Source organism: Caballeronia sp. LjRoot29, assembly GCF_964252755.1.
Lineage (GTDB): Bacteria > Pseudomonadota > Gammaproteobacteria > Burkholderiales > Burkholderiaceae > Caballeronia.
Window position 1 is genome coordinate 29,564 of the sequence record NZ_CAXUPU020000020.1, and the last position, 26,982, is coordinate 56,545.

Genomic DNA, 26,982 nt, shown 5'->3' on the forward strand with positions numbered 1-26,982 from the left:
GACTATGTCCCGCATCGCGCGCTATCGGCTGATGTCGTCCTGGCAGCCTGATGCGCCACGGGACATAGTTCTGAGCAGGACATAGTCGAGCTTGGAATGCCCAAGCAGGAGTTGAACGGCTCGGAGGTTCTTCGTACGCTTGTAAATCAACGTTGCCTTAGTTCGCCGCATCGTATGGGTGCCGTAAATCGCTGAGTCGAGACCAACGGCTGCGACCCAACGATGTACGATCCGAGCATATTGCCGCGTAGAGACATGAGGGGAGTTGAGAACGCGGCTAGGGAAAAGATACCCCTCCGGTTTTAAGTGAGCCCTCTCGACCCAGGCAATCACCGCTGATCGCGTGGGTTCGGTCAACTCGAATTGCACCGGACGCTGCGTTTTACGTTGCACAATCATCGCCCGGGGCAACACTTGACCACCGTGCATCACGTCGCGGACACGAAGGTTGACCAGGTCACAGCCGCGCAGTTTGCTGTAGATTGCGACATTGAACAAAGCAAAATCGCGAACCGCGTGCGCATTCTGGAGATAAATTCGTATTGCCCAGATGTCCTTCAGTTTCAGCGGTGGCTTTTGCCCGATTAGTCTGCCTCTGTTCCACGGCTCCCGCGTTTGCTTGGCTTCCATGTCGGACTCCAATTGGTTGATCGGAGTCTGATTCTGTGCTCATTACGGAGGGCCGCTTTCCGCTAGTAAACAGGATGCACGCGTGCAGTCGGCCAAAAGCAGACGCCCAGTGGCACGTAACTTCGGACGTCCGAGGGGCCGCTTAATTTGCCAGATGCGGCAGTGGCTCCATCGCAGGCATTTCCCGAAATGCTGCGCGCCAGCGACCAACGCTCTCCGCTACGCAGTAGTCTTCCAATCCGGCGCGTAGTCCGTACAGCCTCGCCCGTCGCCGCCGTAGAACGTTGAGCAGTCGTATGGCGTGAGCGGTCTTTGATTGCGCAGACGGTCGGGCAGATCCGAATTGGAAATGAACATCCGACCGAGGGCGACCAGATCCGCGTGCCCATCCGTAGTGATCTGTGCGACGCTTTCGCCTGTGACGCCGTTTGCCGCGATGATCGTCCCCCGATAGATACGCCGGATGTCCTTCGACTCATGTATCCTGTTTGCCGAGCGTAGTCGGCGAACATCTTCTCGCCGGCGGGAGTTACGCCGCGAGGGCGTGACAATGCAGTTGGTGTGGGATGAATACGTCGCAGCAAACCCTTGTCAGCGGACGTTGCGCCACACGCAATTCGGTCAGCGATACATCAGCCGCCCTTTGTCGAAAAGTCGCGGACCTGCTCAACCGTCCAAAGCGGCTCGTCGGCATCCCGCGTTGCACGCTCACGCGCCCGCACCGCCATCCATCGCCGATAATCGGGCTCGGGATGCTCCTCTTCGAGCGCCTTTATCGCCGCGTAGGCCTCAGAGCCTGGCACCTCGACCAGCATGTTGAACAAGGTGTTGCGACCATCCTGCGCGTCGTCGCGAAGCTTCGGCGAATAGACACCCTTCCCAATGCGATCGATGTCCTCGTCAGTTCGGATGTAACGGTGCATCAGAACATAGAGCCGCTTTAGGTCGCCAGCGTTGCGATAAGCGCCAGCGCGCGTGCCCGTGCCGTGCCGATCGCCGAGCAGAGCGACGATGAACAGTTGAGCAAAGGCTGAAGCATCGGCCGGGGATAGCGCTTCAAGATGACGTTCCAAAGCAGGGACCGCCGCCGCCGGATTGGTATCGGCCCACAGCGAGAACCAGCGCGGCCGCTGATCCTTCAACGTAGCATTGGTGGCTTTATTTGCCGCAAGCGCTCCGAGAACGCTCCGCTCCGGCCGAGTCGGACGCATAGGCTGTCGGGCAGCTTTCCAACCGAAACGGCCTCAAAGAGGGTTGTCCTGCCGCAGCGCCGGCGGCACAAGTCCACCGGCGTTGTCCTAGGAAACCCGCACTGAAGAACTGCCGCACGAATACGATGTAGAAGCGTTTCGCGCGGCAAGAGCCAACACCGCTAGATTTCAGTCTGCTCCGAAATCTCAAGTGCGTCGTCGACTTCGATGCCAAGGTAGCGAATTGTGCTTTCAATCTTGCTGTGACCGAGCAGCGACTGCACTGCCCTGAGGTTCTTCGTGCGTTTGTAAATCAGCGTTGCCTTCGTGCGACGCATCGAATGCGTGCCGTACGCTGTCGGATCAAGCCCTGCTGCATCCGCCCATCGCCGTATCATCCGGGCATATTGTCGGGTGGAGAGATGAGGCGATGCGGACAGCCGACTGGGGAAGAGAAACCGATCCGGCCTTAGTGCTGTCTTTTCCAACCACTCACCGACAGCCTTCCTGGTGGGTTCGGTCAGTTCGAACTGGACAGCGCGTTGTGTCTTTCGCTGAATGACCTGCGCCCGCGACAAGACCTGATTGCCGTGCGTAACATCGCGGACTCGAAGACTGCCAAGATCACAGCCACGCAGTTTGCTGTCGATTGCAAGGTTGAACAGGGCGAGATCACGAACAGCATGAGCGTTCTGGAGATAGATCCGGATCGCCCAGACATCTTTGAGTTTAAACGGTGGCTTCTGGCCGACCAGCTTGCCTTTATTCCACGCCTCACGGGTTTGTTCGGTTTTCATCACAGTCTCCCACAGGGATGATGGGAGTTCAATTGTCGTACCCGATCGGGACGCCCGCACTGGGCGGATTTGACCGTGGTTCGCGCCCAGCCCCGACTGGTCTTGCCTGTCAGCGATCTAAAGAAGCCTCTACCTGGACGGCCGGTCCGAAACAATCAACTGCCCGATGACTTACACGTACATTTCGACCTTAAAAGACGTTGAGGCGGCCTGAGTTTTACGTCAGCAATGCGTCAGATTGCTGACGTAGAAGCCATCGAGTGGCCGGACGGCAGCTTCTTGCGTCGACGAACTCACACTCCCGACCCACAACAGACGCTCGCGTCTCGCCCTCGTGAACGACCGCTTTGCGCTTTACAACAGTCGCACCTGCACTTCGGACAAGCACGAAAAGCGGGGATGAAACGCAGAGTTTCAGAGTTCTGAGCAGATTGATCCCTTGGCTTCGTCTAACCTAAAGCTCGATTGTTAAAGTTACCAAACTTGTCTATCCCGGATATTGCCGACGACGTTTGACAATGCGTATGCGCGGACTTGCCGCATCCCGACTCGCCGTTGAGCAGCCCGACGCGGCAATTGAGGACCGTCCATACCAGTGTCTTTGACGTCGTCATCGCGTCCGATGAGCGTATCCGGTCCGGATGCGTGCACTGTGAACTCCTTTGGCTGGTCAAGCCAACTCACGCGCAAAGCGCCTGAACGAGACCCACAGACTGACGATCAAAAATCCCGCGACCCCAATGGCGATCGCCGTGATCGCCCAATTCGACAAGACGAGTTTTCGCTTGTTGCCCACAGGCAGCCAGATGGTCATCGACATCAGGCACAGGGACGTGAGTTTCGCGCCAAGACCTTCCGCCCCCGTGATCCAGTCCGTGAGGCGTTTGATATCCATATCGTGGTTTCCGTCGGCCAACTCGCGCGCGATGCACGCTCATGCGAGTGGCGTGGAATTCATTGTGTTCGCCGCGACGGCGCCGGTAGCGGCGGCGTTGCCCTCCTTGTTGCCAGGATGATTGTCGGCCACCTTCGCTCCGCGCGCGCCATCGAACGCAAAGGCACCACACGGACAACGGCCCTTTGCTTTCGCCGCCTTCTCCTTCCTTCTGCGTTCAAGCCACTGCGCGATCTTTCCCTCCGCAATCTTCGGATGCGGCGAGGCCGACCACACCGCAACCGAAATCGCCACGGCAATGATGAGACTGAACAGCATCACGCTATGCTGCGGATTTGTCTTCACACAATTGCCTTGCGGTGGAGCCTTCTTCGTCGGGTCGGCCGGGGCCGACAGCGCCGCAACGCGTGTTGACTGCACGCGTTGCAACTCGGCGCCCGGCACGCGCGCACTCTGCACCTGAGCGGTCACCTGATCGCGGCAGCCGTCGCCGGAACGGTGCATAAGATCGCCGCCGTAACCGCTTCCCCACAACCCCGCGCCGACGACTACGAGAATGCCGACCGGCCATTGCAGCCACAGCCATCGCACACTGAACGCGATCATCAGCACGAACGCGGCAATCAGTACCCACGCGACCGGCGCACCGGCTAACAGGGCGATCAAGGCGGCTACGACGAGCGTCGCAACGAACGCTCCGAGCATCAGGCGTGGCGCCTGGAACACGGACATCAGCACGCCATACGCGAGCAGCGCCCAGCCGACAGTGACGAGCACGCCCGGTAACGTTTGGCCTTCGGCGAAATCGGCCGGAGTCCACAGGAATTGCATGGCGACGATGGCCGCGCCGATGGCGAGAATCGCGCCGTGTAGCGCGGCGCTCGTGCGCGACTGGCGCGTCAGGCCGTTCGCGACGAAGAAGAAGCCAAGAATTGGCACGCGCACCGAGGAGAAGAGCCCGCTTACCGGCCCGAGATTTGATCCCGCGTTGGCGAGCGTCTTTTGCGTCGTGGCGAGCGTCTTCGCAAAGGTGCGCGTGAAGAGATCGGAACCGGCCTGACCCAGCAGCGTTTCGCCGCCGATGAGGCCATCCCTGAACACGGCCCTGCTCTCGTTCAGCGAAAACGCGCCACCCTGCGCTTCCTTCGCGAGCCGCGCGCGGCACGCTTCGCCCACACCGGAGGCATCCGCGCCATTGGACTGATCGTCGATCACCGCGTCATACACATTGCGGATTTCCTCCTGAAGAATCCCGTAATGCAGCCGCAATGTGATGGCCTGCGCGCACGCACTCAGCATGTCCGGCAAGATGCCTTCTTTCGAATCCAGGAAACTTAACTCTTCGTCGACGAGCGCATCGAACTCGGCCGTCCATGCCGCGTCTAGTTCGGCGTAAAGGTCCGCGCTCTTCACCGAACGCACTGCGATGGACTTGATGGCCTCCTTCGCGCCTTTCTTGTTGTTTCTGTAAACGCGCCACAGCCGCTCGGGGCTAAGCAGGATCTTGACGAGTCGCTCGGAACCATCGAAGCGGCCGTATAGCCAGTCGTTCGCGCGCCAGGACTTCTTGTAAAATGCGGCAAAATGCGCGAGTTGCAGGCCGAGCAGCTTGTCGCGTGCCGCTTCCATGCCGCCGAGCGGACTGCGCCCGTTGCCGCTGATCTGCACAAGTTCGATCAGCGAATCGTCTTCCAGATCGGAACGGTCGTTCAGCGCGAAGTTGATGACTTCGATCTGCAATAGCCGATGCACGACCGTCGTCGCCGTGTTTTGTCCGCCGGTTTTCGTCGGCGCGCAGAGAAAGCCGATTAACGCATCGACGCCTGCGTGTGAAGCCGAATCGATGTCGTTAAGCTTCTGGTCCTTCAGCGTGCTCACCGCCGCGCTCGCGACCGGGCACGTCCGCAGCACGGTCTCAGCGATTCGATACATGACGTTCGCGCACGTCTCGTTGCGTACGGCGTCGTCGACGGGCGAAAAAAGCCGCGCGAGCGTGTTTTCATCGCACGCCTGTTCGAGCGTCAGCCGATACGGCCGCTTGGGCGTATCGCCCGATACCTGTGCGGCGAGCGCATCGAGCTGTTTGCCGATTTTCCCGATCCATTGCTCATCCTCACACTTATGTAGACGCGTGAGTTCATCAACGCACGCATATGCTTCTTCCCACAGCCCGCGCATGACTTTCGCGGCCGCTTCCTCGCTGCGCGAGAATGCGCGGCTGGGCGGACGGTTGCCATCGGCCCATCCGGCGTTCCGCACCACGTTGCTCGGGTTGTACGACAGCGCCGCGTTGACATCCAACTTCAGATTACCGAGGCCTGCGATGTCGCGCAAACGCTGCGTGAGCCGCAACAGATTGAGCAGCACCTTCGCCGCGAAATCCACTGGAAGTTGGCCCCAGGCCCATTGTGCGTTGCGCGCGCATGGCCCTTCGCCGGGCGCATCGGCCCAATCCTCGCCGGTCGGCCATTGCGTGGGAATCCATCCGCTCCACGGCACGTTTCCGAACTTCAGGCGGATGGTCTGCGCGCCGTTCTTGCCCATGATGCTCACGACATCGTTGAGCCGCGTTTCCTTGAGCGCGGCGGCGGGCAACGTGACATTGACGAACGTATCGAATGTATAAGCGATGCGCCGCTTGCGATAAAGTTCGAAGAGCGCGCACGCCGTGGTTTCTGCATCGGGCGCGTTCTTGCCGGACGGATCGCGCGCCGACTTTAGGAATTGCCCAACGATATCCAGCACCTTGTTCCGGCGCGTGCGCACATGCGCGTTGTGCACCTGCACGTCGTTCAATTGGTCGATGATGCTCTGCGACTGCGGAATACCGAACAGGCTCGAACCGACGACCGCGCCCAGTTGCGGATCGGGCTCCGGCGGGCTCGGAATGTAAGGCGCGTTCGGACCGGTCTGCGCGGGCGGCGCGTTGAATGGATCGACCGCTTGCGCAGACTTTCCCGGATCGGGATTGATATACGCGATCACGCGCCGCACGCTGCGTCGCGTCTTCATCGCAAAGATCGAGCGCAGCGCGCCGCGAAACGGCTTGTTGTCGAGAATGCCGCCGTCAATCACGCAGCGTGACATGTCGGCGGGTTGATCGGTAATCGGTTTGTCGTTGACATCGAGCAGCTTGCCGAGATCGTCCGGCGCGCAGCTCGGCGGTACCTTCGAAGGCTCGAACGCGAACGGAAACGACGCCGTGGAGCGCGCGGCGCGCGAAAGCCATTGCACGAGCGTTGTGCGGTTATCGAAATGATTCACGCCGTTCGCGTGCTGAAATCGAAACCGCGCGCGATGATCCATATCGCCGACGGGAATACCGAGATCGTCCACAGTGCACGCGAGCCGGCCGCGCAACAACGTCGTGGTGAGACGCAGGTCGATAGGCATGGCTTCCGGCGCGTATCCGCACGGCTTGCTCGCCTCGGTCGCCTGATCGGTCTTCGCGAGCCGGCTAAAAGCCGCTTGGATCTGGGGCAGGAAGTAGTCGTCGCCGCGCAAAAGCGAGCCGGGATTTTTATCGAGTGGATTGCGCAGCAAGTCCTGAAACGCGCCCATTTTCATCCATACGTCGCGCAGCATGAAAAAGTCGCTGTCGTAGAGCAGAGCGAGCGAAAGCGCCGCGCCGTTGACGCCGCCCGCGCTGGTTCCGCTGATGACATCGACGCGCGCCACGCTATGCGTGAGGGCGAGCAAACCCGAATACACCGGATGCTGTTCCTTCACCAGCCGGTAGATCTCGCTCGTCACACCGCCCATCCACACGGCGAGACTTACTCCGCCATTCATGACGAGCGCGATCCGCAATTCTTCAAGATTGTCATCGTTCATTGCGCGACTCCGGTCGGTCGGGTCAAAAGAGCGGCGCGCCGCACCGTTCGTGCGGTCCGATAGAATGCCGTGCGCCGAATGCGGCGATCCGTTTCGCGGCATGCTTCCCGAGGCGCGCTTCGATCGGAATCCTAAGGTCGATGCTCAACTTTGCGCGTGAGAAGCCTAAGCAGGGCGACGGTGCCAAGAAAAGAGATTAGGTCAACCGGATGAACGGACAGGAGGAAAACGTTTGCCAGTGTGGGTTTGCACACCAACCTGCGCGCAACGCACGAACGCATGCGGACAGAGTTCGACCTCCGGCCAACAAAGTTGGCTCGAAATCGATCTCGACACCGGTACCCGTCCACCCTATTATCGAAGCCGACGCCACTCTCGACGAGCTTGTAATGAACGCACCAGATAATATTTCTGCGCCTTTCGAAGTACCCGTGTTCGTTCAGGAACGTTGCGACCACTGGGGGAAGCTCGTTGCGATTTATGGAGGGATTTACTACATCCTCGGTATTGGATCCGCAGTCGCTGCTGCAGGAGCGGCAGCAATCGGTGGCTACGCCCCAGCAGTTGGACAATGTCTTGCGGCCTTGGCGGCGATATTAACCACAGCATTCGGATTTATTCAGCCGCGGCAAAATTACCAGAAATTTCGCAAAGGATGGCGTGCGCTTGACAGCGAGATCATGAGATTCAAAGAGGGAATGGGCACGCGCGAGGATTTGATAAATACGGTGACGAGGATGGAGGCATTCTTCGATCGATACGAGGACGAAACGGAAAAGATTGGACCCAGGCATGCCGAAAGCGGCAATAGCACGCGATCAGGGGTTGAAGCATAAAGCGCTACAAATATTCAATTTAAGATCTTTCGAGATCGGGTCCACGGCAAATCAACAATCGGAATTAAGTAAAGGACATCGAAGCATACAACCTGTGTCTCGATGGTGAGTCGACCAGTGATGCACAAGCATAACGGGGGATACCGGCCGCCTGAATCAGCAAGCGGACGTAGATCGCCGAGAGGCTGCGTCGAGTCGTCGGCCTTAACAGACGTTGCGGCGGCCTGGGTTTCACGTCAGCAACGCGGCGGATTGCTGACGTAGAAAGCATCGAGCAGCGGGACGGCAGCTTCCTGCACTGGTGAACTCACACTCTCGACCCACTGCAGCCGGTCGATCCAGCGCGACGTATAGGGCGGCTTCCAAGGTACAACGGACGTTCGTGTAGTCGCGTTGGAAGACGAGAGTTCGGCTATTGCAGTCATTGGGGGCGCTGGGTTGTGCGTCAGCAATGTGGTCGAATGTTCCGCAGCGGCAATCCTGGGATGGCAAGCGCCGCCGACATCGTCCGGCTGCAAAACACTTGGCCTTGACGAAGTGATCGACTTCCGCTCATCCGAAGAAAAGTCAGCCGACGAAAGTGGACGTGCCAATGCGTTCAACTGGTGGCATTCCTGGTACTGGAAGGCAGCATGAGTATGAACGAACTGGTGCCGCGTCTACGAAACGCGACCAGACAAGAAACGGACGACTTCATACTTCCGCTATATCGCGATTTCCCGATCAAGCACCGGTCTGCGTTTGGCAATTGATCTCCCATTGAGGAGTAGATCGTTCGTGCCATCGCTAGACCTCGGACGCACGTACCTGTGGATTCCCTGTCCACTGGATTATGTCGCGTAGCTTATCGATTGGTTTGTGCCTGATTTGCTATTTGGCAGGCTTCGTATGCGACGTGTCATATGCGCTCTTCGCTTGCTTTATAACGTCTGCGGCCACGTCCCATCCACTCGAAGTCCCCGCAGGCTGACTCGTAACCTCGGCGCCACAGTCGCTCCTTAACGAAACGGTCCCTTTGTCTGGCAGCATAGTTGATTCGAGAAAATTCGGATCCGCCACGCGGACCGTCATAGACATTGATGCGCTCGAGGCCGGAGGGCTGGACGGCATGATTGGGTCCATCGCCGGCGGTGGATTATGAATCGGCTTTGGGGCATTCGCTGCAACCTTTAACATTGCGGGATTTCGATATAGCTCGGGCGCATGACTCAACGTAGAAATTGCCCTGTCGCGCTTGCTCGTGCCGATCTCATTCATATCAATATTTGATGCGGCCTGCGCGCCAATCGGCGCAAATTTCACCAGTGCCTCTCTGCATGAAGAGTAAAAAACGGCTGTCTCGTCCGATCCTAGGTGGTTGGCTGTAAATTCGTTGAATGAGATGGCGCCTGGCGACGGAGGGTAAAACGTGATTGAGATATGCCACAGTGGAGTCGCAGATCCGGCCGGAACATCGTATTGACAAACGCGGACGTCGTCCGATTCCTGACAAGCAGTCGGAAGACTCGCAGACAGAAATTGATCAACCGGAATTGAAATAGGGAACTGGATAGGACCTGGCTTTGGAGGGGCGCCGCCTCCTTTTATCAAAGAGCCAACGATACCCGCTGCTGCGTCAATGTACTTTATGCGGTTGTCTTCCACCGAGACGTCGACAGAATCCATCAGCATCGTACCGGGCTTGTACTTCATTGACAGGTGCGTCTTCACACCCCAAAACATGCTTGAACCAACGGCCGTAAAGAAGGGATCGGTCGCCCCGTCAACAAGAACGGCGGTAGCGGTGTAGCCGGAGTCTTTGGCATCAATATTAATGACAGTGTGCGCGAATTTAAATTTTGGAGCACTTGCTGACGTCGAGGTATCGCCTTTCTTAAGCATCGAATAGTTAATTGTCGGCGACGCGCACCCTGCCAACGCACAAATGGATGAGGCTGCGACCAATCGAGTCAGGAGCATGGTATACCCTCTCTGCAGTTCTACTCTGTTGAGCTACTTTGAAGATTAGAGGGAAGTCTCCTAAGTGTGACGCCAATGAAGCCTCTTATGCCGCCATTCGATGATCTACCACATTTGACGATTAGCCTGGGCACCGGAGGTTTCGCCGCGCCAAGGCAAGCTCCAAACGTTGGAATTCAGTTTCCACTCGTTACTCAACAGAAGGAATTCTGGTGTTGGGCCGCCGTGAGTTTGAGCATGCGAATTTTCTACCAGCGCAACGGCAACGGTATGCAGCAATGCCAACTTGCTCAAGCGGTCTTTCCAGGGCACGCGTGCTGTTCTCCAGGATATGCGTGCGATGAGCCCGCAGAACTTGAACTCGCGATGAAGCGTGCCGGAGTTAACGCAAACAGGCTCGATAGGGCCCTGAACCAAGCGGAAATTACACAACAAATCAATGACTCGCGGCCGGTCGGCGTGCGCGTCGCTTGGGACCCGCTCCACGGCCACTTCGTTTCTATATACGGGATATACGGGGGATCAGCCGGTGACGTATGGATTGAAGTCGCGGACCCCGACCCAGACGTGGGCGAAAAGTCGACGTTATTGACGTCGTTGACTTCTTGTTATCGAGGGACGGGATATTGGAGTAATAGCTATCTAACCGGCTAGCACATACCACCATGAAACTCACTTTCGAATCAGCGCCTGATGCGGCCAGCCACGCCTTGTGTAGCAAGATACCGGATGTTCTGAGAAAATCTAGCGCTGGCAGGAGCGCATTTGATGCGTCTGCTACCTCTATCGACGCATTGGGACCGTTTCCGCTTTATGTCGCGGATATCTCTGCGAGCGGGGCAATGTCGAAGCCGAAGTTCTTTGCGTGGCGATTCTTGCTCCTGAATGGAGAGCACGCGATCAGCGTCGCTGACGTTTCGAGTGTGGAGAAAGATCGCTTGGGGCTGTCGTCCGTTCATTTCGGGCGCGGAGCCAGAAAGACGCACGAGGGCATTCGGTTCGCTCAATCGGTCGCGGGCGGATCTGCCAGGATGAGGCTTCTTTCGATTCCAAGGATGCACATGCTTGTGATCTGGCTACTAGGAAGAGAGACTATCTTCGTTATGACTGACGCTTCAGAAAAAATAATAAAGCTTTCGAGATCAGAATTCCTCGCGACTCTATCTGAGAAGCACGAAAATCAGCGCCGTCGGCGACGGCTTACGAACTAGCCGATATGGCCGTCTGCCACCAATGTACGGTGGCTGCTCGCTCTCAGCTACTTTGAAGACACGGAGTGGCTTCTGAAAATCCGTTCCTAAGGGAAACATTGTCGCTCAACTATCGCATATAGTCTGTGTTGACGATGCATACATACCCTGTACGCTTTCGAATCGAATAAACCGATCCGCTTCGTCCGATCTTGCGATGAACTCAAGGCCGAATGTCAATTTTGAGGCTGGAACAGACGCCCGAGTGACCATATCGAAACATGGGTCCATAGCGGCTTTTGGCCGGCCAGTGACGGACGGCGATCGTCTGTAGTTGTTAAGGATTGTAGGACGCCAGCCCGCCGGCTTCCATGGATTTCGGGAGTAGTCGTTGATATGGCATGCTTGATCCGCGCCTGCCAGCGACAAAGGTTGGACCAATCGAAGGCAGCAAACGCAGCCGGCCGATGATGGTCTTCACATCGTTGGGAAGGTGATCGCGCATTGCCCGACTTGCCACCGCGCACGCTCTTGGGGTGCGGCGAAATATAGCTGAGGGCACCGCGTGTCGGGAAATCGGCAGAGTTGCAGACGGTGGCGTTGGCGCGTACCTTGTCAACTGAGATTGGGATGGCGAGCTGATCACGTGCAGGACGTCCCTTTCGAAGGGTAACCATTTTTCGGCGGAGGACCTTTCCAATGATGATTGACCGCTCGGAAATATCAAAAGAAATCGACAGAGAGTGCCGGGACACTCGATATTCGACCAAGGCATGGAGCTTCGCGTACTACGGCTTCATGTTCACCGCCGCGGTACTCAGCGGGGCTGCAGCCGTAATCTTGAAGATCAATGCGCTATTTCATCTTGACGAGGCTATTCGGAGCGATCTAGCAGCGTTGTTTTCGATGATCGCGTCGGTGATCGGGGTGGTCGCAACGACGGGCAACTTCGCGAGCAAGTGGAGTGCGAGCCGGATGGCGAGAAGCGCGCTTGAGCAATTGCGCATCCGCATGCTCGACACGGAATGCGATCTGTCCGCAGTGCAAGACAAGCTGATCCAGATCCGCGCAGACAAGGATTATGTCTTCACACAGCAAGCAACAAATCCGTTGCCTGACCGATCGCCGATTGCGCGCGGGTTCGGAACTCAGGTTGTGTCGGGCGAAATGGCGGCGAACCCGGCCGCGGCTGCGCCGGGGGCTCCGAAAGCAACGTTGCGAGTGACGCCAAGCATTGGATCCGACGCCGGATTAGGCGATCGTGCCGCCTTCGACACGCCGCACGCATCATAAATGCAACGCTTGTCCGGCGTGTTTTGGTCGGGCACGAACAAGTTTACCGATTAGTTTGCGGTCGCGGTTATTGATCGGCTCTCCGCGTATGCGCGTCCTCGCATAAACGAGCCGCTTACTACTCGATTGCGGTAGTCCATCGCGCCGAGTGGGACGATTTCGTACCGATCGCAGCCAAATGTTTGCGGTCCTTATCAAATACGGAGCGGATAGTGGAGATTCTGCCGATGACGCAATGATCGCGAACCGAATGGCCGCTTCCTAGCCGGAACCCACTCCTAAGTGTCCGAACGCCGGTGCCGGGGAATGACGCTTCATGGCCGATGTCACACGCAGTTGTAAATTAATACAGCAACGCGTTTAGGAATTGATACACCTCGTTGTAGGGTTGCTCTTTTTGGGCGGCCCGTGATCAGCTACGAGGAGTATATGGAAATCGAGATTCTGCGTCGTCAGGGAAACAGCCTGCGAGACATCGCGGTAGAGACCGGCATGGCCGTCAACACGGTTCGGAAATATCTGGCATTGGGTCCTCCGCATCGCAAAGTGCGTGAGCCCGTCGTGAGTAAGCTTGCGCCGTTTAAGTCGTATCTTCAGGGCCGGGTCGAAGCAGCAAAGCCAGACTGTATCCCGGCGACGGTGCTCAAGCGAGAGATTGAGGAGCGCGGCTACAAGGGCGGATTGCGACAGGTGCAGGACTATCTGCAGAAACTTCGACCCGCTGCGCGTCCCGACCCTGTAGTCAGATTCGAGACCGAGCCGGGCCAACAGATGCAGATGGACTGGATCGAGTTTCGTAAGCCGGGGCACAAGCTCGGCATGCTCGCGGCGTTCGTCGCCACGTTGGGCTACAGCCGCGTAAGCTACGCGGAGTTTGTCACCGACATGCGTGTTGAAACGCTGCTGGCTTGCCACGTGCGGGCATTCGAGGCGTTTGGAGGCGTCACCAGAGAAATCGTGTATGACAATATGAAAACGGTAATCCTGAAACGCGATGCATATGGCAAGAAACAGCATAGATATCATCCAGGATTCGCCGACTTCGCTAAACATCACGGGTTCGTGCCTCGCGTCTGCAAACCATACCGTGCAAAGACGAAAGGCAAAGTCGAGCGTATGAATGGTTATTTGCGCTACAGCTTCTGGGTCCCGTTGGTCTCAATGCTTAAACAAGCCGGGTTGACAGCGGACTGTGGCCTTTGCAATGAGCGTGTCAGGCGGTGGCTGCGTTGCCAACGTTCGTCTTCATGGCACCACGAAACGCGTACCAGCTGAGGTATTGCTCGAAGAGCGCCCACATTTGCTGCCGCTGCCGGCACCGTACGTGGGACGGTCGGTCCGAACTGGAGCGACGCCGCATGAGCAACCGAAACCGGTATCGCGGTATGCAACGTCGGAATGGGAAAAACCGCTGCAGCATCCGTTGTCGGTCTACGATGCCTTCAGCCGAACGCAGGAGGTGAACGCATGACGCCGCAGCTCGAGCGCCTGACCGTGTTGTGTAAGCAACTCAACCTCCTGCATTTGCCGACGCAGATTGCGCACCTTGGACAAATGGCTGCGAAGCGCGAGCTTGGCTATCTCGACTTCCTCGAACACGCGTTAAAAGATGAAGCGATGGCTCGCACGGAACGAATGCGCCGGTTGCTGACCCGTCTCGCCGGCTTCCTGGCGATCAAGACGCTTGATGATTTCGATTTCGAGTTCGCACTCGGCGTACCCAAACCGCTAGTTCTCGAGCTAAGCAGCCTAGCCTTTGTGGAGCGTGCGGAGAATGTCGTACTGCTCGGACCTAGTGGCGTGGGTAAAACTCACCTCGCATTGGCACTTGGATATCGTGCAACGCAGGCCGGGTTCCGGGTTCGCTTTATCACCGCCGCCGACCTCCTGATGCAATTGACGACCGCGTTGCGGCGTAACCAGTTCGAGGAAACCATCAAGCGCATCACGAAGCCGTACAGACTTCTGATCATTGATGAGATGGGATACCTGCCAATGGATCGGGAACAAGCGAACTTACTCGTCCAGGTCATTGCCAAACGATACGAAACGGGCAGTCTCGTCCTCACCAGTAATTTGCCGTTCGGTCAGTGGGATCAGATCTTTGCCGACGACGCGACGCTCACTGCGGCGTTGCTCGACCGGCTGCTTCATCACGCACACGTCGTGCCGATCTCCGGTGAATCGTATCGGCTAAAGGAAAAACGTCAGGCCGGGATGATCAACAGAATTGCGCCGCCGAACCTACACGACGGGGACGACATCAAACGCAAACGCAGTTCGAAGGAGGTAGCACCCAGCCAATAACTGCATGAGTAGGTGTATTAATTTCCAATTGCGTTTGCGTACGAAGCTGTATCAACTTGAGATTGCGTTTGACAAGGATATTCGGGCACCGCCAAACGAAAGGGGCGGAAACAGACAAACCGAACCTAATGCTCCCGCGCCACAACTCGACTCTACCGAGAGCACCAGTTCCGTGCTCGTTCCACGTAGCTGACATTGGAGTAGTCAACGGCAGCTTTCCGACGAGGTGGGGGAATGCGCACTGCCGGCCAGCGTCAGCCGCCAGCGAATGCTGCAGCGTAGACATCCCGATGTCTCCTTGGGTCAGCAAGGAGTCGATCGATTCGAGATTCTACTTCAGGCCTGAGGAACAGTTTGATCGGCCGACTTTCTGATTGAGCATTTTGCTGGTCTGAGCGTATTTCCTTTTATGTAACATGCCCCCGACGGCACAGTCGCGTCCTCATCGAGCTTGAGAATTACTCTGCTTGAAAAATCGATCCTCTCCGGTCAGATTGCTTGGGTGCTGGCGGGTGGTACCACACAACGAGCATTGCATGACCCCGCATGGATCCTTGCGACGGAAAATAAAACAGGTCTATGCGCCTCGCGTCTTCCCGGCCGCCGCTCCTTCGACAATCGATCAACGCCCGCGCGACGGCAGGGTTAGCAGCATGAGTTGTACGCTGCGGTTGCTCTGGCTGTTGACCGCCCGCCCGGTGAGGGTCGGAAGGTCGGTCTCGGGCAGCTCGGTGACGAAGATCCGCGATGCGGCGATTCCTCCTTCGGCGATCAGGGCGCTGCGCACGGCCCCAGCGCGCCGGGCCGCAAGCCCCCGATTGACCGTGCGGCCGCCGCGCGTGTCGGTGTAAGCGAGGGCCAGTACGCCGATGTCGGGATGGCCGCGCATGTAGTCGCGCACCTTCGCGAGCTCCGTTATGCCCTCGATCGACAGCACCGCCTTGCCGGTTTCGAACAGGATCGGATTCACTGCCGGCAGCGCTGCCACTGGCGGCGACGGCGGTGGCAGCGCGGGGGGTGGTTGGACTACGAAGATCTGCGCAACCGGGACTTCCTTCTTGTCCTCCTTCTTCTGTCCAACGGCCCAAGAGAACACGCCGATCGCAACCAGCGCCGCGAAGCCCAGCACGAAGGCTTCGTTGCAGCCCTTTACGATCCGATAGCGCAGGCGGGTGTATGCCGCCCACTGGTTGACGTTGCCGAGGTCGTCCTGGAGGCTGTCGTAGATCTGGCGCCGAATATCGATCAGGTGCGTCAGGTCGGGCCCATTGACCGCTTCCGCCCACCGCTCATAGGCTTGATTAGCCGCCGTTTCGAGGTCGTCGACCCACTCCATGCCGTCCCGTAGCAGATTGCGGTGCCGGCGCTCGAACTCTCGACGCAGCGCCTCGAGCTCCTCGCGGTCGGCAGGATCGTAGATCGCCAGGTCAACCTGCCGACGCAGCGCGCTTTGGTAGACAAGATCGGGCTGCAGCACGCGCAGCAGCAGCACAATCGCCTTCCCGACCAGCCACACCGCAGCGACCAGTCCGACCGTCGCTAAGGACCAGCGGACGGTGGCCGACGCGGGGTCTAGGCCGCCGTAGCCGGTGAACGGCGTACCGGCGAGAAGCAAACCAGCGATGCCGCCGAAGATTCCAACCAGGGTCTTGACGTTGTCCCGCAGGTTGGCCTTCGCGGTCGTGTAGATGTCGGTCGAGGCCACTAATTGCTCACCGCATTAATCGCCGTCGGGCAGCCGGATTAGGCGCACCGCATCCACGTCGATGGAAGTGCTCTCGACGATGCGGCGTAGATTCTCAAGTTGCCGCGGCGTCGTTCCGCTCCAGGGTGTCACGCCAACATTGACGATTTTCAGGCCGTTGGCGGTGATGTCGAGCTGCGATCCGTCCTGCGAGAGAAACCGCGCCAGCTCGTCGTCTGCCATGTCGTCGATGCGCTCTAGGCTGTGCACGTGTACGCTAGGATCAAACCGCGTCCAGTCGAAATCGAGTGGTCCGCGCTTCTTATCGGAGATAATGGCCATTACGCCAGGACTCTGCTGCGGCCGCGGCGGGATCGGCGTCGTTGCGACCGGTGTACCACGTCCGTGATCGGGATCCGGATTGGGAGTCGTCGCCCCCGGCGCGGGCGCCCTCGGCGCGGGAAGTCCGGGCAGAAGGACTTCAATGAACTCGTCGCCGCACTCGATTTCGATAGTATTGCGCGGCGTGAAATTGTACTTGATCGACATGACACCTCCGTTTCGGGTCAACGGGTATCGAGCGGCCGGGGCGTCGCCCCAACTCGCCGAATGGGATTGGGGGGCGCGCCCGCCAATCCGATCTCGGGCCAAGGAAAGCATAGGTTAAGGAGGCCGGATATTCAGGGCGGTACCACCCGCAACGTTAGGTAGCGCACACAAGACCAGAACAACTGAAATCTGCTGGCTACTCTACGAATTGGACTTAACTCCAAACTATCTGCCCTCGCTTCCAACGTCAGAAACAGCAAAATGCTGCTGTCGATCCGTCATCTTGTTGTGTCCGCTCGGCGATGAGAACCGTACTGCCGATAGTTCAAAGTCAAACGAACCGCCGATTCAAAGCTACTACTTCAGCAGCCTTGTTGCGAAGAGGAAAGGTGACACGCCTCGCCGGTTCCGAATTAGGCGAATCTCGACGCCAATACGCCAATGTCGGCTAAAGAGGCTGATGACGTGCCCTCAATTGACTGTACGGAATGACCGTTCCGCTCTGATAGCCTCCCTTGCTACAACAACGACTCGACCGGCTGCTCAGGGTCGAGAGTGTGAGTTCACCGATGCAGGAAGCTGCCGTCTGGCTGCTCGATGCCGCCTACGTCAGCAATCCGTCACAATGCCGACGTAGAACCAAGCCGGCGCCAACGACCGCTCCGGCCGATGAACTGCCATCGGCTCTGCTGGGTTCAGTGGCCGCCTCTAAAATGCAACGGACGCTCGAATGTACAACTGCGTTTCCCGGTGAACGTCGCTTCCAGGCCGACCTCTGCCCTACGGATGATCGGCCGTACCCGACCCTATGGTGCCCGGGGATGACCTCCCGCGCGATCGGCGGATTGCAAAGTACTGCGAACATTCGCGCCGGCGATTCGATGGCGAGTTTTCGGCCTGAGCGGGTACTGACCACACTGCATCAACGCGGGCGAATGACCCCTTTGGGGCGCTCCGCCATGTGGCGCCGATCGGCCAAAGGACTAAACCGCTCGCGCAGTGGGCCCTCCGTTTGAAGCATGTGGTTTTTCGAAGGTACTCGGCTTGGTTTCCTATGTTGATTGATGAGGCGATCCACCTCGTTACTCGACAGGAGCCGAGCCATGACGACATCCATCGAAGTTATCAGCCCGTTACGCCAGCGCATGATGGACGACATGCGCATGCGTCGCCTCGCGCCGACCACGCAATCCAACTACCTTCGCGTCGTACGCGAGTTCACAGCCTTCCTCGGACGCTCGCCGGACACCGCGACCGTTGAGGAATTGCGACGCTACCAGTTGCATCTAGTTGACCGCAGCGTGTCGCCAGTCTCTCTAAACGCCGCGATCACCGGGTTGAAGATCTTCTTCGGCACCACGCTCGGTCAAGAAGCACCCCGCTGAGTTTCGTACCCCTGCCTAATGCGTCAAACAGCGCATGGTGGCGAGCGACCGGCGTCTCAGCTTCCAGATTCATGGTGAAGCGTGCCCACGCGCCGCCGGTTGAAGCCAAGCGTCGCAATGAACGCATACAGAGAATGGGTACCTCTGCTATACACAACGAAATCGCCAGTCAACGCCATCAGAAGCACGTTATGGTTGATCGGTTAATTCGTCAGGGCATTGAAGTGGTTAACTTATTGTTTTGTTGTCGAAGCGCAAGTGAAGGCTGAAAACAATGTTCACGCACGCTGCCATCATTGGGGGGCACTACGCTATGTGACCGAATGGCTCTGAAAAGCAGTCTCCGCGCTTGCGATCCTCGAGCGCTGGACCGGTGGGAAGTGTGACTCCGCCGAAATACAAAACCCCAATTCGTCCGCGTCGTACTACGAGCATCAGCAGCCTGCTCGATTGCTGCGTACGTCCGGATCACCTCAGCGTCGACTTTACCTGATCAACTGTCATCGGTGCAGTCACAGAACGGCCGTAGTACTTCGGATAACGGACACAGAGATCGGCTTGGCTCGAAGGGCAGTTCAGGGTCTGGTTGCGACCATTTCCCAAAGCGCAAAACCAATCTCCCTTCACTGAAGAAGAGATTGGCATCCACGTCGTAGCCAAAGGGCTCCGTACGCGAGCGCTCCCTGCAACCCCTCGCCTGAGAGCGCAAAGGATTTGCAAACCGAGCAAGCGTTTTGGTGTTTTAATAGAGTTAGTGAGTGGGTTGCGGTCTTTGCTAGGTCGCACGCTCTGTAGTTGGAAACCAAAATGCCGGACACATGGTGGGCAAATGAAAGCGAAGTTAAACGTGGTGAAGGGGCAACGAGGGACGTGGAGCATTACTGCGTCGGATCAAAGTTCCGTTTCAGGTAGTTTTCGATCGAAGGCTGACGCGGTTGCGCAAGCCCGCTCACTGTCTTCACCCGATAAAGTTGTTGTTCGCAACTCCGCCGGTCAAGTGATTCGGCCGCCAGCTGTTAAGACATCACAAAACGCGGCCGTCATGCGCGCGGCAGTCTTTGAAGTAATTCGTGACAGAGCAATAAAGCAGACAGCACAGTCAAAGGGAAGCCATACACAATCCCGCGCTCGTACTCAGAATAAGGCGAAGTGATCTCGCTTACAAATATAATTTAAATTGACAAACAGAATGGCAAAGCCCGCGAATTTTGAGACCAACGTTTTCATTAATTGTCCATTCGATAAAACGTACACGCCGATTCTGGAAGCAATTACATTCACCGTTCTCGCATGCGGGTACACGCCGCGCTCCGCTCTCCAAGAACGGGACGCTGCCGATATAAGACTTGAAAAGATAAAACGGCTAATAGACGCAAGTCAGTTTGGAATTCACGACATATCACGTACGGAACCGGACGCTGGCTCCGGACTGCCGCGCTTCAACATGCCTTTTGAGCTAGGGCTGGACATAGGCGCTCGCCACTATGGGGCAAAGCATCTTCAAGAAAAAAAAGTATTAATTTTCGATCGCGAGCGCTATCGCTATCAGCAATATCTTTCCGATATCGCCGGACAAGATATTGCAGCGCACGAAAATTCCTATTTAAACGTAATAAATAAAATACGGGCCTGGCTCAACAGTTTCCGTCCGCATGACGTATCACCGTTAATCGGGCCTAGAAAAATCGCAAATCTTTATGAGCAATTTAAAAAAGACTTGCCAGCCATATGCGCGAAAGCTTCCCTAGATCATAATGATCTCGATTTTGGCGATTTACTTTATTTTTCTGGAGAGTGGATTGTCTCAAGCGCCTAGTATAAATATGTTTCACAATTCATGATTTAGTATGCTCTCCTGACCGGCACTCTCTCTGTTCCTCGCAATTATGGAAAAAAACGAAAATAAGGTGCGCGACTTGACCATCAATTGGGAACGGGCAATATTCGTTGACTCGCCCATTGACGACGATTTGGTTAAGCGACTAACGCCAACAATTCTCCAGTTGAGACAAGAAAGCCAAGAGCCGATCACCGTTGGCATTGATAGTCCTGGCGGCTCGCTCGAAGCATTGGAAACATTGGTCGGGTTACTCAAAGGTCCGAATCAAGATGGAAATGTGGGGAAAATTATCACGGTCTGCACGGGTAAGGCATATAGCGCAGCGGCCAACCTTATGGCGTTCGGTGATTGGTCGGTTGGACTCAAGCATTCCAAGATTCTGTACCACGACGTACGGTACATCGGCATTGAGGATTTGACTCCGGAAATCGCAGCCCGAACCGCAGCTGAACTTAAAGAACATAACGAACGATTTGCCCTAAGACTTGCCGACGAGATTGTTTACCGGCTTGTATGGAATTACGTAAGCTTAGAGGATAAATTCGAAGATTCCCGTAAGCGTTACCCTGTCACTACAAAGCGATATACGGAGCATCTCGGGCCTCGCGCAGAAATTCCTAAGGATGTGGCCGCTATTGACATGGTAGGGTTTTCAATAACTCTGTACAGACTCCTGTCTCGCGCTAGTGAAGTTATTGTACAGAAGGTAATGCGTACTATTGCGGAATGGAGCAAGCTGACCAGCATTGCTGCCCAAGCAAATTGCTACGGTGAAGACGGCTTATTGACCGGAACAAAAAAACTTTTTACGAAGCTTGCCAGCGACGGCAATCAGATTGAAGAAAAATTCTCGCGTCATGAGGATCAGCTTAAACTCTTGCTGTGTGTGGCGGCGTCAAGCGCCGCCAATGACAAACGATCGAACTCTGAGTCATTCGAGGCGTTCTATGAAAAGATGATGGCGAGCTTTTGGGCTATTCATACGATGAACGATTCCAAACACGCTAATCGCATAACAGCCTTAATGAAGAGCATTAGCCTTTTATTCAAAAATAGTGTCGAATCAAAAGGTGATTCATCGAAAGTCGAGGAAAATAATTCCATAGATAGACATCCCTATGCGCAGCTTTTTTGGTTTTTTTGCGTTGTGGTTTGTCGGGAATTGTGCAATGGCGATCACCTGCTCACTCCGCGGGACGCACAATTACTTGGATTGATTGACGAAGTCGCTGGCGGCACGACACTGCAGTCGCGACGGGAATATTGGCTTGAGGTAGAAGAAAATGAATCGAAGACTGAGTAGTTTTCCGATAAACTTACGAATCGGATGTCGGTATCCTGTATGAATCGTCGAACTATAGTTAATTGCTAAAACGCGTTCTTTACGAGCGCTTTTTATCAAGCGTGTGCCGAAATCAGCAAAAACCACTTTCTGTATCGATCGCGCATAAATGCCCGCTTTGGAGAAGTGCGAACGACCGTTCCGGATCGATCACGTCCAATCATAGAAACGGGTGGCACAACGCCGGCCCAAAAACTCTACTAACGGTCTAGTCGGCTGGTATCTTCATCACAGAACAATGGACCTGCCGGTAGCGGCGAATTGTCATCAGAGAGGTGACAATGCGGTCGGGCTAGACGAGAGAGAGGCGGAGAAGGGCTTTCGCGTCGCGGAGTGCTGAGCCTGTCAGCAAATCAAAAATTGCCTACTTTGTTCGACGTTGCTGCACACAAGTTGATGAGCGCGAGTACGCCACTCCGAGCGAGCGGCTGGGGGATCACTCGTCGATACGCACAATGGCGTCGTCTACACCGATGCGGCCCCGCGCAAGCACCTTCGCCGTTATACCCCCAAAACCGCGCGTGGCGTTATATCCTCCAACGCCAAGCGTTTCCTCAAGGCGCGAGCAGGGATGACACTCGCCTGTCATCTCCAGCACCGCATCACCGATGCGGAACTTCCAGTCTTTCAACGCCATTAGATTGATGCCGCGCGTCACCAGATTGCGACGGAAAATTTCTGGCGCGACCGTCTCAAGCCCAAGGTGACTTGCGATGGCCACGAGACTCTCAGCCTGGATGAGCGTGACTTGTCGTCTTCCTGCATCGCGACTGTAGTGATCGCCTTCCAGCCCGACGTGCGTGTCCAAGACGGCTTCGTCGACCGGGCACATGGCCAAACGCCGCTCGGGCCGCACGCCGATCCAAATGAGCACACCTGACTTGACGGGCGCATTAAAGAGCCGGGTGAGCGAAGACTGTGGGTTGAGCGGCATAAATTGGGTGGGCGTGGAATTGAGTGAAGCGTACTAGGCCGCCTTGAATGCATCCCGGAACTGTCGAGCGCGTTCAACCTCGTCGCTGTGCAAATAGGTCGACGTCGTCGTTATAGACGCATGACGCAGGTTATCCCGAACTGAGGTCAGTTGCGCGCCGCGTGTAAGCGCATGGGTCGCGTGCGTGTGCCGCATCCAGTGCGGCCCAGCCAGTCGCAGTTTTACCGCGAACGCCGGTTTCTCCGCCTCGATAAGGGCCGCTGTCGTCTCAAAAAACCGTTTCATAATTGCCCACAGCCGCACGGTGCTCAGCCCTTGGCGATCGCTTTCATTCAGGCCGGCAATCAACGCGGTCCCCGGTGTCCAGCGCTCGGGCGAGACCGGTAAACCGCGCTCCACCAGACAGCGCTCCAGCGCCCTGCGAGCGAGAGGCGGAAGCGCGACTTTCCCCGCTTTCTGGCCCTTGCCGACAAGTTCAACCCAATGATCTCCCTGTGCATCGGTGCGGATGTCTTTGAGCGACACGTTCACGAGCTCGCTTGCGCGCAGCCCTGTGGCGTAGCCGAAATCCAGCACAAAGCGCAGTCGCTGGGCCGCTGCTGGTTTCCAGCCATACGACCACTCGAGCCCGTCGGCAATGGTCCGCAACAGTTGCCATTCACCTTCGGTGAATGCGTGTGACGCATCAAGCGCGGCGCGCTCCGTACCTTTCACCTTCACACCAGAAAACGGGTTCGCCAACACATACCGTTGCTCGATCAGCCATCGGTACAGCGCGCCCAGCACCATCAGCGAATAGGCCACCGAGCGGGGTGCCAGGTTGCCCGTGAAGGGCCGCCACTGAGGTGACGTACGAGCGCGCGTCGGACCGATCCATCGATCACGGGGCGTGGGCCTGCGCAAAAACGCGCGATAAGCAATGGCATCTTCGGTGGATAAAGACGAGAGCGCCCGGCCTCGTTCGACGATCGCCCAGAGAATCAGGCGTTCGGCTTCTTTCCGATAGGCCCGTTGGGTCGAGGGCGACTCGTGCAGCGACAACCACGTTTGCACTGCGTCATAGTCATTGTTTGCGTCGAGCGCGCAGCTTTCTCGCGGCGCTCTGAAGACGCCACATGATCCGTCGATTTCGTGCGGGAGTCGCACGTTCTCCCAAGGAACCACGATGGGCGACGCCGTGGACTCGATTAATGCGCGGGCGCGATCGGTGAGCGCCAGGTGGGCGGCAAAGAACGCTTCAATCTGTTTGGCGCTGGCTTGTCCAAGCTTGGGAATGGCTGTCCACCATTGCTTGCGGCGTGGAATGCGAAGCGTCAGTTCGGCGAGCGTCGTGATGCCGTGAGCGTGAAGCGCGTGGACAGCGCGAGGCGGCAGCCAGCGGGCGATGTCGTCAGTGATCGAAGGTATCGCCACAGTTGCGACCCGAAGGGCCTCAATGCCTTTGGCAACAAGCCGTGCGTGTTTGACGCGTTCGGCTGTGCGGTGATCGAAGAGTTTGGCAAGGTCGTCGCGATGGCGGGCGAGGGCGCAGCGCACGAGTTGGCGCCGAATCTCACTGAGCACGCCGCGTGCGGATGTGCCGTGGGTGAGCCGATGAGGAAGGTAACGAACGACGGCCTCACGTGTGGGCACACCTTCATACCAGCATCGCAAGGCGGCAAGTGCGTCGTCACCGGGCAGATCGATAGTTTGTCCCGATAATTGGGGACAGATCAAAGGTTCGTGCGTTTCCATAAGCACGAGTTTAGCGTAAAGGAACAGCTATTAGGATAAGGATAGTTATCTTAATAGCACTGAAATTTATCTTCTTCCTTCGCAGTTTTCATGTTTGACCATATACCAAAGTGGCTTATGAGCCCACTCAGCGCTTGTTCAACACGGCGCGGTTACTGCCTATTGCTTATAAAACAGAGTAGGTCACTTACCAGAGAAAAACGAGTTTTCTAAGCCAAAGGTTTTATTGCAGAGGCGCGAATGGCATGCGTAGGCCTTCGTCGTTGCCAGCCACGACCAACGTCGATCTTCCCCACGCCAACGATATTTACGCTGATAATGTAGCTACTCCGTACAAAATACGAGGTGGCAATGTCGAGCGTGGTTCACAACCTTGAAGCGAAGACATCCAGATGGACCAACTGGGCCGCGTGCTTTGTGACAATCTTGATGCTCGCAACGGCATTCGCTGGGGCTTACGGGACGCAGCGTCTGTACAGCAGTGAAGCGGAAGTGGCAAAGTCGCACCGTTTGCATATCGGGTTAGAACGGCTGCTTTCGCTGCTGCGCGACGCCGAGACGGGCCAGCGCGGATACCTGATAACGGGTCGAGACGAGTATCTTGCGCCGTACGTCGACGCTACAAGCAAGGTCGGTACGCAGCTCGATGAGCTGACATCTCTTGTAAACGATGATCAGCCGCAACAGCGATCTTTGGCTGCATTGCGGGAAATTACGGAGCAGAAGCTCGCAGAACTCGAGTCGGTTATCGCCGCTCGGCGCACAAATGGATTCGGTGCCGCGCAGTTGCTTGTTCAAACCGACAAAGGGCGCGTGCTGATGCAACGCGCGCGTCAGAAAGTCGGCGAAATGGACGCCGCCACTGAGGCGCAACTCGCGACCCGTCGGGCAGCGGCGAAGAAGGTTCGAAATACTGCAATATTTATCGCGGTTTTTTCAGCCTTAGTTACGATCCTCACGTCGGCCTCGTTTGCCGTCTGGATGAGGCGGCTCGCGCGAGCGCGCGGTACTGCGATCGACCAGTTAAATGATCAAAAGGAACTGATGCGAGTCACGCTTGACAGCATCGGCGAAGGCGTCGCGACAACCGACGCCGATGGTCGTCTGAGATCGTTGAACCTTGTTGGAGCGCAACTGACAGGGTGGGATGAATCGAGCGGGATTGGCTGCCATGTTGAGGAAGTGTTGAAGCTGGTCGACAACGAAAATCCCGATGAGGTAGATTGTCGACTTGAGGGAGCAACGACCGCAAGTCGCAAACTTAAACTGAATAGCGTCACTCTCATTTCAAAAGACGGCACCCAAACCGGCATCGACTGTAGCGTAGCACCCATGGTGGACGCCGGAGGACATCGAATAGGTTCCGTCATCGCCTTTCGCGATGTAACAATGAGAATACGGCATGAACAGGAGTTAAGAGACAGCGATCGGCGCAAGGGAGAATTTTTGGCTGTCATGTCGCATGAATTGCGCAACCCGGTTGCTGCCATTCAAGGGGCTCTCGAAGTACTTTATCGCTCCGATGACCGGTCGAGCGAGCAGACGCAACTCTACGCCTTGATGACCAGACAGGTGCGCCAGATGGTGAGAATCATTGACGATCTGCTGGATGTCGTTCGCATATCAAAGGGACAACTCGAACTCCAGAGGGGCGTCGTCGATCTTCGGGTCGTGGCTGAGAACGCGGCCGAGACGGTGCGCCCTATCCTCGACAAGCGGCACAACATGCTGGTGACCGAATTTGCACGAGGCCTGCCGTCGTTTCATGCCGACGGAGCGCGTCTCTCGCAAGCGGTCGCGAATCTGCTTGTCAACGCGTCCAAGTACTCGGCTCCTCGGTCGACGATTCGTCTCAGTATCGTTGTTGAAGCACAGCACATTGCCATATCCGTCGAAGACGAAGGTATCGGGTTGTCCGCGGATGATACAGAGCGCATCTTCGAGATGTTCGCTCAGGTAGGCCGGACAAATGACCTGTCGAAAGACGGCCTCGGAGTAGGCTTATCGCTGTGTCGGCAGATCGCTTTTCTGCATGGCGGTCAGGTGTCGGCCACGAGCGCGGGCCTGGGTGCTGGCAGTGTGTTCACCATCAGCTTGCCGCTAAGTGATACGGTCGTGAGTGCGCCCGAGACTGAGATTGCGGCGAAAACTCTAATTGCTGAGCGCTCAGGAGTACGCGTGCTTGTTGCCGATGACAACGAAGACGCAGCCGAAGCACTCGCGACACTCTTAAGGCTAAGCGGCTGCGAAGTCAGCGTGGCACATGACGGCGAGCAGGCAAGCCGGGTAGCCGCCAACGAACAACCAGATATCGCACTGCTGGATATTGGAATGCCAAAGCTAACCGGGTATCAAGTCGCCCAACAAATCCGCGCTCAATCATGGCCTAAACGGCCGTTACTGATAGCAATCACGGGCTGGGGTCAGCCGGAAGATCGACGAAATTCTGCCGCGGCGGGCTTCGATAAACACTTTACAAAACCAGTCGACTTCGAGACGCTGGCGCAAGCAATCGCAGAAGCCCATGAAGCATCGCAAGCATGAGCAGATTGGTGATGCCGCTCCGGACTAGGCGACCCACTC

At 56.9% G+C, this 26,982-nt stretch carries 19 protein-coding genes and 2 pseudogenes; 9 read left to right on the plus strand and 12 right to left on the minus strand.

What is annotated here, in order from left to right; translation table 11 throughout:
- Positions 1-21: 21 nt before the first annotated feature.
- From ACSQ83_RS21120 to ACSQ83_RS21145, 6 genes are all read right to left on the minus strand, one after another.
- Entirely contained in the window at positions 22-630 is a 609-nt protein-coding gene (locus tag ACSQ83_RS21120) for a tyrosine-type recombinase/integrase (protein ID WP_436229481.1), read from the minus strand.
- A gap of 219 nt (positions 631-849) precedes the next feature.
- On the minus strand, positions 850-1,182 hold the full coding sequence (locus tag ACSQ83_RS21125) for a hypothetical protein (RefSeq protein ID WP_436229560.1): 333 nt from the start codon (positions 1,180-1,182) through the stop codon (positions 850-852).
- An 80-nt stretch (positions 1,183-1,262) separates the two neighbouring features.
- Positions 1,263-1,772, minus strand: coding sequence for a hypothetical protein (locus tag ACSQ83_RS21130; RefSeq protein ID WP_436229482.1), 510 nt, complete (start codon positions 1,770-1,772; stop codon positions 1,263-1,265).
- Between the two features lie 230 nt (positions 1,773-2,002).
- Positions 2,003-2,617: a tyrosine-type recombinase/integrase gene (locus tag ACSQ83_RS21135; RefSeq protein WP_436229483.1), complete on the minus strand. Its 615-nt coding sequence runs from the start codon at positions 2,615-2,617 to the stop codon at positions 2,003-2,005.
- A gap of 670 nt (positions 2,618-3,287) precedes the next feature.
- Positions 3,288-3,512, minus strand: coding sequence for a hypothetical protein (locus ACSQ83_RS21140; RefSeq protein WP_436229484.1), 225 nt, complete (start codon positions 3,510-3,512; stop codon positions 3,288-3,290).
- A gap of 39 nt (positions 3,513-3,551) precedes the next feature.
- The gene (locus ACSQ83_RS21145; RefSeq protein WP_436229485.1) at positions 3,552-7,346 is read right to left on the minus strand and encodes a patatin-like protein; all 3,795 of its coding nucleotides are present in this window, start codon (positions 7,344-7,346) and stop codon (positions 3,552-3,554) included.
- Positions 7,347-7,735: 389 nt separating this feature from the next.
- On the opposite strand from ACSQ83_RS21145, the gene ACSQ83_RS21150 reads away from it, so the two are divergent.
- Positions 7,736-8,182 carry a hypothetical protein gene (locus ACSQ83_RS21150; RefSeq protein ID WP_436229486.1) on the plus strand — a complete coding sequence of 149 codons (447 nt, stop codon included), beginning with the start codon at positions 7,736-7,738 and terminating at the stop codon, positions 8,180-8,182.
- A gap of 236 nt (positions 8,183-8,418) precedes the next feature.
- Here ACSQ83_RS21150 and ACSQ83_RS21155 read toward each other — a convergent pair whose 3' ends face one another.
- On the minus strand, positions 8,419-8,607 hold the full coding sequence (locus ACSQ83_RS21155) for a hypothetical protein (RefSeq protein ID WP_436229487.1): 189 nt from the start codon (positions 8,605-8,607) through the stop codon (positions 8,419-8,421).
- A gap of 445 nt (positions 8,608-9,052) precedes the next feature.
- A complete protein-coding gene (locus ACSQ83_RS21160; RefSeq protein WP_436229488.1) occupies positions 9,053-10,141 on the minus strand; it encodes a hypothetical protein in 1,089 nt (362 codons plus the stop codon).
- An 87-nt stretch (positions 10,142-10,228) separates the two neighbouring features.
- On the opposite strand from ACSQ83_RS21160, the gene ACSQ83_RS21165 reads away from it, so the two are divergent.
- The 4 genes and pseudogenes from ACSQ83_RS21165 to istB all read left to right on the plus strand — a co-directional run bounded on the left by ACSQ83_RS21165 (position 10,229) and on the right by istB (position 14,931).
- A complete protein-coding gene (locus ACSQ83_RS21165; protein ID WP_436229489.1) occupies positions 10,229-10,795 on the plus strand; it encodes a papain-like cysteine protease family protein in 567 nt (188 codons plus the stop codon).
- A 1,235-nt stretch (positions 10,796-12,030) separates the two neighbouring features.
- Entirely contained in the window at positions 12,031-12,624 is a 594-nt protein-coding gene (locus ACSQ83_RS21170) for a hypothetical protein (RefSeq protein WP_436229490.1), read from the plus strand.
- Positions 12,625-13,032: 408 nt separating this feature from the next.
- Positions 13,033-14,095 (plus strand): annotated as a pseudogene (gene istA, locus ACSQ83_RS21175) (IS21 family transposase).
- On the plus strand, positions 14,092-14,931 hold the full coding sequence (gene istB, locus ACSQ83_RS21180) for an IS21-like element helper ATPase IstB (RefSeq protein WP_436229491.1): 840 nt from the start codon (positions 14,092-14,094) through the stop codon (positions 14,929-14,931). The pseudogene istA and the gene istB overlap by 4 nt, the downstream one beginning before the upstream one ends.
- A 622-nt stretch (positions 14,932-15,553) precedes the next feature.
- Here the strand turns inward: istB and ACSQ83_RS21185 are convergent.
- Both ACSQ83_RS21185 and ACSQ83_RS21190 read right to left on the minus strand, forming a co-directional pair.
- Positions 15,554-16,636 (minus strand): OmpA family protein, encoded by a 1,083-nt coding sequence (locus ACSQ83_RS21185; protein WP_436229492.1) that lies wholly within the window; start codon positions 16,634-16,636, stop codon positions 15,554-15,556.
- Between the two features lie 15 nt (positions 16,637-16,651).
- Positions 16,652-17,164: a hypothetical protein gene (locus tag ACSQ83_RS21190; protein WP_436229493.1), complete on the minus strand. Its 513-nt coding sequence runs from the start codon at positions 17,162-17,164 to the stop codon at positions 16,652-16,654.
- A 1,103-nt stretch (positions 17,165-18,267) separates the two neighbouring features.
- On the opposite strand from ACSQ83_RS21190, the pseudogene ACSQ83_RS21195 reads away from it, so the two are divergent.
- The 3 genes and pseudogenes from ACSQ83_RS21195 to ACSQ83_RS21205 form a co-directional block, all read left to right on the plus strand.
- Positions 18,268-18,531, plus strand: a pseudogene (locus ACSQ83_RS21195) (phage integrase N-terminal SAM-like domain-containing protein); the annotation flags it as partial.
- Positions 18,532-19,738: 1,207 nt separating this feature from the next.
- Positions 19,739-20,365 carry a hypothetical protein gene (locus ACSQ83_RS21200; protein WP_436229494.1) on the plus strand — a complete coding sequence of 209 codons (627 nt, stop codon included), beginning with the start codon at positions 19,739-19,741 and terminating at the stop codon, positions 20,363-20,365.
- Positions 20,366-20,465: 100 nt separating this feature from the next.
- Positions 20,466-21,692: an ATP-dependent Clp protease proteolytic subunit gene (locus tag ACSQ83_RS21205; RefSeq protein ID WP_436229495.1), complete on the plus strand. Its 1,227-nt coding sequence runs from the start codon at positions 20,466-20,468 to the stop codon at positions 21,690-21,692.
- Between the two features lie 475 nt (positions 21,693-22,167).
- Here ACSQ83_RS21205 and ACSQ83_RS21210 read toward each other — a convergent pair whose 3' ends face one another.
- Positions 22,168-22,539 carry an MOSC domain-containing protein gene (locus tag ACSQ83_RS21210; RefSeq protein ID WP_436229496.1) on the minus strand — a complete coding sequence of 124 codons (372 nt, stop codon included), beginning with the start codon at positions 22,537-22,539 and terminating at the stop codon, positions 22,168-22,170.
- Positions 22,540-22,698: 159 nt separating this feature from the next.
- Entirely contained in the window at positions 22,699-24,399 is a 1,701-nt protein-coding gene (locus ACSQ83_RS21215) for a phage integrase family protein (protein ID WP_436229497.1), read from the minus strand.
- Between the two features lie 351 nt (positions 24,400-24,750).
- Here ACSQ83_RS21215 and ACSQ83_RS21220 point away from each other — a divergent pair, with 351 nt between their 5' ends.
- On the plus strand, positions 24,751-26,943 hold the full coding sequence (locus ACSQ83_RS21220) for a CHASE3 domain-containing protein (RefSeq protein WP_436229498.1): 2,193 nt from the start codon (positions 24,751-24,753) through the stop codon (positions 26,941-26,943).
- Positions 26,944-26,982 lie beyond the last annotated feature (39 nt).